We start from the raw sequence: 8,762 nt of genomic DNA on the forward strand, positions 1-8,762 counted from the left end.
GACGGCGCCGCGCCGGCCCCGACCGCTCCCACCGCCGCGGCGCCGCCGACCGCGGCCACCTCGACCCCGACGACCGCCGCCGCGGCCGCTCCGACCCCCAGCCGCACCGTGACCGAGCCCCCCGCAGACGACGACCGCCCCCGGACCGAGGTCGTGCCCGCCGCCGAGCCGCTGGCCGCGCCCCAGACCGGGCTCGTCGCGCTGCGGGTCCACGGCGACCGGATGGTCCCCGACGGGATGCTCGACTTCGCCGTCAACGTGGTCGCCGGCGACCCGCCCGGATGGGCCCGCCAGGCGCTGCAGGCCGGGCTCGACGCCTCCGGCAGCTACCCCGACGACCACGCCGCGGCGGCCGCGCTCGCGGCTCGCCACGGCCGCCCGACCGAGGGCGTGCTGCCGCTGGGCGGCGCCGTCGAGGGCTTCTGGCGGCTGGCGCTGGCCGTCCGTCCCAAGCGCGCCGCGGTGCTCGTGCCCGGCTTCACCGAGTCGGAGGCCGCGCTGCGCAGCGTCGGCGCCGAGATCGTCCGGGTCCGCCGCGAGGCGAAGGACGACTGGGCGCTCGACCCCTCCGCGGTCCCCGAGGACTGCGACTTCGTGGCGATCGGCCGGCCGGAGAACCCGACCGGCGTGCTCGACCCGCGCGAGGCGATCCTGCGGCTGCGGCGCCCCGGACGGACGCTGCTGGTCGACGAGGCGTTCGCCGACTTCGTGCCCGACGAGCCCGACGCCCTCGCCGACCAGCGGCCCGCCGACGACGGCCCCGGCGATCTCGTGGTGCTGCGCAGCCTGACCAAGGCCCTGTCCGTGCCCGGGGCCCGGGCCGGCTACCTGCTGGGCGATCCCGCGCTCGTCGCCCAGGTCCGCGACGCCGGTCCGCCGTGGACCTGCCCGACGCCGTCGCTGGAGCTGCTGCGGGCCTACGCCCAGCGGCCCGACGCCTGCGAGCGCATCGCCGCCCGCACCGCCGCCCACCGCGACGACCTGCTGGCGCGGCTGCGCCAGCTCGCCGGGGTCCAGGTCTGGGACGGCCAGGCGAACTTCCTGCTGGCGCGGGTCCCGGCCGGCCTCGACGCGGTCGCGGGGCTCCACGGCCGCGGGATCGCCGTCCGTCCCTGCACGACCTTCGCGGGCCTCGACGAGCGCTACATCCGGATCGCCGTCCGGACCCCGGCGATGCACGCCCGGCTGGCGACCGCGCTGGCCCAGGTCCTCAGCGAGGCCGAGCAGCCCTAGCGGCGGTCAGCGGCGGACCTCGATCCGCACGTCGCCGCTGTCGGTGCGCAGTTCGACTCGCCGGGACGAGCGCGGGTCCCGCCGGACGCCGTCGTCGTGGACGTCGCCGGAGTCGGTCGAGGCGGTCAGCGCGTAGACGGCGTCGGGCAGCGCGACCCGCACGTCGCCGGAGTCGGCGATCGCCGAGAGCCGCCGGAGCGGGACCGTCAGCGCCAGGTCGACCTCGCCGGAGTCGGCCTTCGCGACGACGTCGGGAACCCGCAGCTCGTCACCGCGGACGTCGCCGGAGTCGGCGTCGAGCCGCAGCGCGGGCGCCGTCAGCGACTCGACGCGCAGCTCGCCGGAGTCGCTCCGCAGGGACACCGGCACGTCGCTGCGGAGGCCGCGGGCGACGACGTCCCCGGAATCGCTGGAGACGTCGATCGCGGTGCCTGCCGGGACCTCGACGCGGAAGCGGATCTCGCACGAGGCGATCGGCATCGCCGGGCACTCGGAGCGCAGCCGCAGGCGCGATCCCGTCCGCTCGCGGTGCACCTTCGGCGCCCAGATCTCCTTCGTGATCCGCTCCTCGACCCGCAGCGGGGCGCCGGCCGGCGCCGTCACCAGCTCGATGTCGCCGTCGTGGGCGGCGATCGTCAGCGCCGAGATGCCGCGGTAGCGGTGCTCCTCGGTCGAGGTCTCGCGGGTGAACCGCAGCACCAGCAGCATCGCCGTCAGCAGCAGCATCGCGATCCCGCCGATCACGCCGATCGCGATCAGCGCCGGTGGCAGGCCGCGCGGCCGGGTCTCGGGGTCCAGCAGGGGATCGGGCATCGATCGAGCTCCAGGCGATCTCGGGGCGGGGGTCACCACGACGACCAGCCTAGGTCGCGGCGGGCGCCGCGCCCACCGGGACCGCCCCCGGCCGAGGGTGGGGTTCTCCCCCGCAACCCGGCGCCCGCGGGCCGACGGCCGACCATGACCTCCGAGGTCATCGCGCACGGGCGGCGATCTGGTCGATGCTGTGCCCTCCCGCCTCGATCGGAGAGCCCGTGAGCACCAGCGCCGACACCCCCAGCGGCCGCGAGCTGATCGCGGCCTTCCTCCAGCACTCGCCGCTCTCCCAGCTGCTCGGCGTCGAGGCGGTCGAGCTGGGCGACGACCGCGCCGTGCTGCGGCTGCCGTTCCGGCACGAGCTGACCACCGTCGGCGACGTCGTCCACGGCGGGGCGATCGGCGCCCTGGCGGACACCGCCGCCGTCGCGGCCGCGTGGGCGTTCGACAGCCCGCCGCGCAAGCCGGCCGGGGCCACGGTCAGCCTCAACGTCGACTACCTGCGGGCCGCTTCGGCGGTCGACCTGCTGGCGACGGGCAGCGTCACCCACCGGGCCGGGCGGACCTGCTTCTGCGACGTCCTCGTGCGCCCGGCGGACGAGCCGGACGGCGCCCCGGTGGCGCGGGCGACCGCGGTCTACCGCTTCGCCTGAGCGCGGCCTGCCTGCAAGCCCGCTTGCAGCATCTCGATCGACTTCCGGACGGCCGCGGGGCCCCGCTAGCGTCAGTGCCCTCCCAACCCCCCGCCAGGAGGCACCAGTGAGCACCATCGAACCGACAGAGCCGGTCGACCCACCGCTCGTCAAGCGTGCGATCGCCGAGGTCATCGGCACGTTCATCCTCGTCTTCCTCGGCTGCGGCTCGGTGGTCGCCCTGACCGGCGCCGTCCCGGGCGACGCCGGGGCACTGCAGTTCACGGGCATCGCGCTCGCGTTCGGCCTCGGCATCGCCGGCGCGATCTACGCGGTCGGCCACGTCAGCGGCGGCCACCTGAACCCGGCGGTGAGCGTCGCCCTGACGATCATCGGCCGCTTCAAGGCCTCCGACCTGCCGGCCTACATCGGCGCCCAGCTGGTCGGGGCGATCCTCGCCGCGCTGGCGCTGAAGGGGGTCTTCCCGGACGCCGACAAGCTCGGCAACAACGCGCCCGCGGCCGGGGTCTCCAACGGCTCGGCCCTGCTGGTCGAGGCGGTGCTGACCGCGATCTTCCTGTTCGTGATCGTCAGCGTCGCGACCGACCGGCGGGTCACGCCGGGCTTCGCGGCGCTGGCGATCGGCCTGACGCTGGCGGCGATCCACCTGGTCGGGATCGCCGTCACCGGCACCTCGGTCAACCCGGCCCGGACGCTCGGCCCGGACCTGATCGCCGGCCACTGGGACGGTTGGTGGATCTTCCTCGTCGGCCCGTTCGTCGGCGGAGCCGTCGGCGCGCTGGCCTACCAGGCGGTCCGTCCCGACCGGGACTGACCGCCACGGCGGATCGTCGTCTCGCCGCGGCCGGTAGGGCGAGGTGGCGATCGGCCGGCCTCCGTGCGCAGGATCGCCTTCTCGCCGCGGCCGGCAGGGCGACGCGGCGATCCGCCGGCCTCCGCGCGCACGATCGCCCTTTCATCGCGGCCGACGAGGCGAGGCGACGATCAGCCGGCCGCGGCGATCGGGCGGGGGCGGTCGACTACTACCCCGTCGGGGCCGCCCCGCCGCCGCGCGGCGGCACGTGGACCAGCCGCAGGCCGTCGACGGTCGGCACCGCCGGCGGCGTCGTCGAGGCCTCGTAGGCCCGCCAAGCGCCGTCGCCGCGCGTCCGGAAGGCCGCCTCGACCCGCTCGCGGTAGGCGCCGCGGACCACGGCCCGCCCCTGACGGCGGCCGTCCTCGTAGCGGGACCGCCCGGCGGCGCTGGCGACGTAGGCCCAGACCGGCAGCGGCGCGCCGTCCGCCGGAACCGGCGGCGGCCACGCCTCGCCACGGTCGGCGACGAACGCCGCGCTGACCTCGATCCGCTCGTAGTTGACCTCGCGGGCGTCGAAGACCGCCAGCCGGTCCGCGTCGACCGGGACGGCGACGCCGTTGACGGTCGCGGCCGGGTCGGCGTCGAGGGTCACGTAGGTCACCCAGACGTCGGGACGGCGGCCGGTCGCCTGCTCGACGACGTGCTTGGGGTCGTTGACCCGCTCGCGGTTGCGCATCGCCACCGTCCACGAGCGCCGGTGGCCGTGGAGCTGGCCCCAGACCGGCGCGACCGCGTCGCCGACCGACAGCGAAAGCGGCAGCGCGTCGGCGACCAGCGACCCGTACCCGAACACGTATCCCCGCAGCACCGGCCGATCCTCGCAGCGCGGGCCGACGGCCCGCGGCGCGCCACCGGCGGGGCCAGGCACGACACAGGCCGCGGGCCGGACGCGGCGCGGGGCGCGGGCGGACGGTGGCGGATGCCGTCGGCCGGGCGCCGCCCACCCGCCACCGCCCTAACCGGCCCGGTCGACGCCCGCCATCGCCCCAACCCGCTCGATCGCCGAGCCGCTCCGTCGCCAACCGACCCGGTCACCCGCTCGGTCGACCATCGCCCCCTCGGCCGATCAGGCCGGAGCGCGGCTCGCGGCCGCGACGGCCGCCCGCCGACCTGCCATCCGCGACCGCAGGTCGACCAGGGCGACGATCGCGGCGTAGGCGGCGACCCCGGCGACCGAGGTCGCGGCGATCACCAGCCCACCGGCGAGCACCGCGCCGTCCGCCCCTCCGCCGACGGCGGCGGCCCCGGTCGGCGACGCGGCCAACCCGATCGGCAGCAGCCCGAGGACCCCGAGCGCGGCGTGCAGGGGGCCGACGTCGGCGAGCGCGACCGGCACGCCGCAGAGGGCCAGCGAGGCGATCGCCCGTCCGGCCATCAGCAGCTGGACGCTGCCCAGTAGCAGCACGAAGCGCCCTCGCCGACCGCGGTCGGCGAGGATCGCCAGGCCGCGCGCCGCCGGCCGGTGACCGAGCCGCACGAACAGGAACCGCACCAGCGCGACCAGCCCGACGGCGATCCCCAGCGCTCCCAGCGCCCGCCACCACGAGCCGCCGCCGGCGAGCACCGACGCGACCAGCAGCAGCGAGCAGAGGACCGCCTCCACGACCGCGATCGGCGCGTCGGTGGCGACGATCTGCAGCGGGCGCGGAGCCCGCTCGGGCGCCAGCCGCCGCAGTACGACGGCGCGCACCGGCAGCGCCAGATGGGCGGCCAGCGAGCCGGCCAGGAAGGCCGCCGCGTTGGCGCCGTGGACGACCCGCCGCGGCAGCACGACGCCGCCGATCGCCGCCAGGGCGGAGCGCCACGCCTCGCTGCGCAGGGCCAGCGTCAGCAGGTGGACGCCGGTCAGCGCGAGGAAGCCCGCCGGGGGGACCCGCGCGAGCGCGACCGCGACGTCGCCCCAGCGCAGCGCGACGACCGCCGCGACCCCGCCGATCGCAGCCGCCAGGACGATCCACCGCAGCAGCGCCGAGGCCCGCCGCGAGAGCCGTATTCGGAGGGGGAGATGGAAGGGCCGCCCCGACGGGACGGTGGGAGTGTGGGAGTCGACCGCGGCGGAACTGGGAATCGCGGCCGAGACGCCCGAGGGGACGGCCTCCATCTCGCGCCCCATCGTCGCGGGGTCGACGACCGCGGGCGTGAACGTCCGGTGACGATCGGCACGCGGGAGCGCCGCGCCCGACCGACGCCGACCCGCCAACCTCGGCGTCTCATCGTCCCTTTAGCGGTGCGTCGATACCCTCCCGCGCTCTATGGATGCGTTCCAGGCGGTCGTCTACGGCCTCGTGCAGGGCCTCACGGAGTTCCTGCCGGTCTCCTCCAGCGCCCACCTGCGGATCACCGCGGGCATCAGCGGCTGGGAGGATCCCGGCGCGGCGTTCACGGCCGTGATCCAGATCGGGACGGAGCTGGCCGTCCTGCTCTACTTCCGCTACGACATCGCGCGGATCCTCAGCGCCTGGGGGCGGTCGCTGCGGGGCGGGGCCGCGGGCATCCGCCGCGACTGGGCCACCGACACGGACGCGCGGATGGGCTGGCTGATCATCATCGGCACGATCCCGATCGGCCTGCTGGGGATCCTGCTCCAGGACTCGATCAAGACCGCCTTCCGCGACCTGCACCTGATCGCGGCGACCCTGATCGTCTTCGGCCTGCTGCTCGGGTTCGCCGACATCGTCGCCCGCAACCGGCGCCCGCTCGACGAGCTGACGCCCCGCGACGGCCTCCTCTACGGCTTCGCCCAGGCGCTGGCCCTGATTCCCGGCGTCTCGCGCTCGGGCGGCACGATCACCGCCGGCCTGCTGCTCGGCTACAAGCGCGAGGCCGCGGCCCGCTACGCGTTCCTGCTGGCGGTTCCGGCGGTGCTGGCGTCGGGCCTCTACGAGCTCAAGGACATCGGCGGGGCGAACACGCCCTCGTGGGGCCCGACGATCCTCGCCGCGGTGATCTCGTTCGCCGTCGGGTTCTCGGTCATCGCCTGGCTGATGCGCTTCATCACCACCCGCAGCTTCGCGCCGTTCGTCGTCTACCGGGTGGCGCTCGGCATCCTGCTGCTGGTCCTGATCGCGACCGGCGCGGTCGATCCGAACGCCGCCTCGTCGATCTAGCGTCCGACCGCGGACGCCCGCCCCGCCGCCACCGGGGGGCGGGCGGCGGGGCGTTGGCGTCGGGCGCGCCGGTGCGATCGGCGGGATCGGTCCTGCTCGCGAGGCGCCCGACCGGGCGGGGGACGCGGACGGCCTCGTGCTGCCCGACGCTATCACCGCTCGTGTGGGGCGTTTCAGGCTGTTTCACCCCATATTCGCGGCCCGGCAGACCCCGGCGAGCCCCGTCAGGCGTCGTCCGGCGGCCGCACCTCGACCCGCACCCGCCGGGCCTCCAGCAGGTCGACCCAGGTCCTGCGCACCCGGTCGCGCAGGTGCCGTTCCGCCAGCACCACGAGCTCGTCGAGCCCGGCCGCGGACTCGCCCCCGCTCATCCGCCACGCGGACCACTGCCGCAGGAAGCTCGTCGTCCGCTCGTCGTCCGGCGCCCTGACCGGCAGCACGTGCACGCGGAGCGTCTTGCGCGAGGGCCGCTCGGTCCGCACCAGCCCCGCCCGCTCCAGGTCGGCCAGCAGCGCGGTCACGGTCGAGCGGTGGTCGCCACCCGCCGCCAGCCGCAGCAGCGGGGCGAACTCGGCCGTCAACCCGGCGACCGTCGTGTCGAAGGCGCCCGCTCGCCCGTCGACGTGCTCGAGCAGCACCAGCCAGAGCCCGGTCGCGCGTGCGGCGCGGCGGACCGCATTGGCGCCGACGCCGCCGCCCAGCAGCAGCGCCGCCGCCTCGTAGGCGGCCAGCAGGATCGGGCTGCCGACGCCGGGCGGGCTGACGAAGCGCAGGTGATGGGCGGAGATCCAGCCCCGCGCGCCATGGGGACCGTCGCTGCCGACGTTGAGCGCCGTCGACAGCGGCGGCAGCGCGGCCGGCCCGACGTGGTACAGGCCGTCCTGGTCGGAGAACAGCGGGTCGGGATCGGCGATCGTCGCCCGCAGCCGCCCGAAGCTGGCCAGCTCGCGGAACCGCTGCCCGGCGAAGCCCTCGGGCCCGACCCGCCACGCCAGCCGCTGCAGGCGCCGCGACATCGGCCAGACCTCCGGCAGCTCCTCGGCCTCGTCCATCCGGATCCGGGCGACGTGGAGGTCGGACGGGGTCGGCGCCGGGGGCCGCAGGATGACGAGCCGCGACGGGCTCCGCTCGAGCGCCCCGACCTCGACCATCGCGTCGATCGCCTCCTCGACGGCGACCACCGGCTCGTCGCCGCGCAGCTCGTCGTAGCGCCGCTCGACCTCCGGCATCCGCCGCGGCAGGATCGCGTGGTAGCCGCCGGTCCGATCGATCAGCAGCATGTGCAGCCCGGCCACGCCCAGGATCACGTCACGTGGCGCGTCGCGGGCGTGCAGCAGCGCGACGGTGTCGGTCGAGGAGACCAGCAGCGGCCAGTGCCGGGCCGCCGGCTCGGTGACCGGCCCGCCGCGGGCGTCGACGGGCACGGGCTCGTACTCCAGCTCGTCGAGGGCCAGACCGCCACGCCAACTCCAGGTGTCTCGCAGGATCCGCCGCATCTCCCCGAGCCGCGCGAGCAGTCACGCGGAAACGCTCAGCCTACCCGCGGTAGCGGCGGCCCGGACTGCGGGGTCCGCTGGCCGCTTGCTCGCGATCCTGACGCATCGGCGCTGCTTCCGGATCCCGCCGTCGACGGCGGGCGACGCTCAGCGGCGCGCCCCCAGCGCGGCCTGCAGCCGCACGCAGAGCGCGTCCAGCTGCAGCTCCTCGCTGGCGTTGAGGGTCAGGCTGCGGCGGGTCTCGTCGACCAGCTCCACGCAGCGCAGGGCGCGATGCGGATCCGGCAGCCGCGCCGCGTCCTCGCGCAGCGCGTCGACGCGATCGACGTGGTGGACGTGCTCGGCGGCACCGATCGCGAGGCTCGCCACGTCGCGGAACCAGAGGCCGCAGACGCGCAGCGCCAGGTCGAGCGCGATCGTCCGCTCGCGGCGGGCGGCGCGGCGGCCGTCCTCCCTGGCCTCGCGCTCGGCCCGCTTGCGCTCGCGGTCGGGCAGCTGCTCGGCGGCGGCCGTCGCCGCCTCGACGTGCGCCGCCTCGGCGGCCTTGCCGCGCTGGATCGCGGCGTCGGCCATCGTCCGCCACGGCGGCATCCCTCCCCCGCCC

9 protein-coding genes are annotated in these 8,762 nt (G+C 76.4%); 4 read left to right on the plus strand and 5 right to left on the minus strand.

The features are described from left to right. The coding region (locus PAI11_RS10710) for an aminotransferase class I/II-fold pyridoxal phosphate-dependent enzyme (RefSeq protein ID WP_050897206.1) at window positions 1–1,233 on the plus strand (1,233 nt) is incomplete at its 5' end. Window positions 1,234–1,239: 6 nt separating this feature from the next. On the opposite strand, the gene PAI11_RS24255 is transcribed toward PAI11_RS10710, so the two are convergent. After that, on the minus strand, window positions 1,240–2,046 hold the full coding sequence (locus tag PAI11_RS24255; RefSeq protein WP_007574250.1) for a DUF4097 family beta strand repeat-containing protein: 807 nt from the start codon (window positions 2,044–2,046) through the stop codon (window positions 1,240–1,242). Window positions 2,047–2,264: 218 nt separating this feature from the next. Here PAI11_RS24255 and PAI11_RS10720 point away from each other — a divergent pair, with 218 nt between their 5' ends. Together PAI11_RS10720 and PAI11_RS10725 are read left to right on the plus strand one after the other, a co-directional pair. After that, window positions 2,265–2,699 (plus strand): PaaI family thioesterase, encoded by a 435-nt coding sequence (locus PAI11_RS10720; protein WP_007574252.1) that lies wholly within the window; start codon window positions 2,265–2,267, stop codon window positions 2,697–2,699. Window positions 2,700–2,805: 106 nt separating this feature from the next. After that, entirely contained in the window at window positions 2,806–3,513 is a 708-nt protein-coding gene (locus PAI11_RS10725) for an MIP/aquaporin family protein (RefSeq protein WP_007574254.1), read from the plus strand. Window positions 3,514–3,721: 208 nt separating this feature from the next. Here the strand turns inward: PAI11_RS10725 and PAI11_RS10730 are convergent, their stop codons facing one another. Together PAI11_RS10730 and PAI11_RS10735 are read right to left on the minus strand one after the other, a co-directional pair. Then, window positions 3,722–4,363, minus strand: coding sequence for a gamma-glutamylcyclotransferase family protein (locus PAI11_RS10730; protein ID WP_007574256.1), 642 nt, complete (start codon window positions 4,361–4,363; stop codon window positions 3,722–3,724). A gap of 258 nt (window positions 4,364–4,621) precedes the next feature. After that, window positions 4,622–5,656 (minus strand): hypothetical protein, encoded by a 1,035-nt coding sequence (locus PAI11_RS10735; RefSeq protein WP_138974231.1) that lies wholly within the window; start codon window positions 5,654–5,656, stop codon window positions 4,622–4,624. A 151-nt stretch (window positions 5,657–5,807) separates the two neighbouring features. On the opposite strand from PAI11_RS10735, the gene PAI11_RS10740 reads away from it, so the two are divergent. After that, window positions 5,808–6,662 (plus strand): undecaprenyl-diphosphate phosphatase, encoded by an 855-nt coding sequence (locus tag PAI11_RS10740; protein ID WP_007574261.1) that lies wholly within the window; start codon window positions 5,808–5,810, stop codon window positions 6,660–6,662. A 224-nt stretch (window positions 6,663–6,886) separates the two neighbouring features. Here the strand turns inward: PAI11_RS10740 and PAI11_RS10745 are convergent, their stop codons facing one another. Further along, a complete protein-coding gene (locus PAI11_RS10745) occupies window positions 6,887–8,158 on the minus strand; it encodes a hypothetical protein (RefSeq protein ID WP_040599845.1) in 1,272 nt (423 codons plus the stop codon). A 147-nt stretch (window positions 8,159–8,305) separates the two neighbouring features. After that, the coding region (locus tag PAI11_RS10750) for a hypothetical protein (protein WP_211656583.1) at window positions 8,306–8,762 on the minus strand (457 nt) is incomplete at its 5' end.

Origin of the sequence: Patulibacter medicamentivorans, assembly GCF_000240225.1 — a bacterium.
GTDB lineage: Bacteria > Actinomycetota > Thermoleophilia > Solirubrobacterales > Solirubrobacteraceae > Patulibacter > Patulibacter medicamentivorans.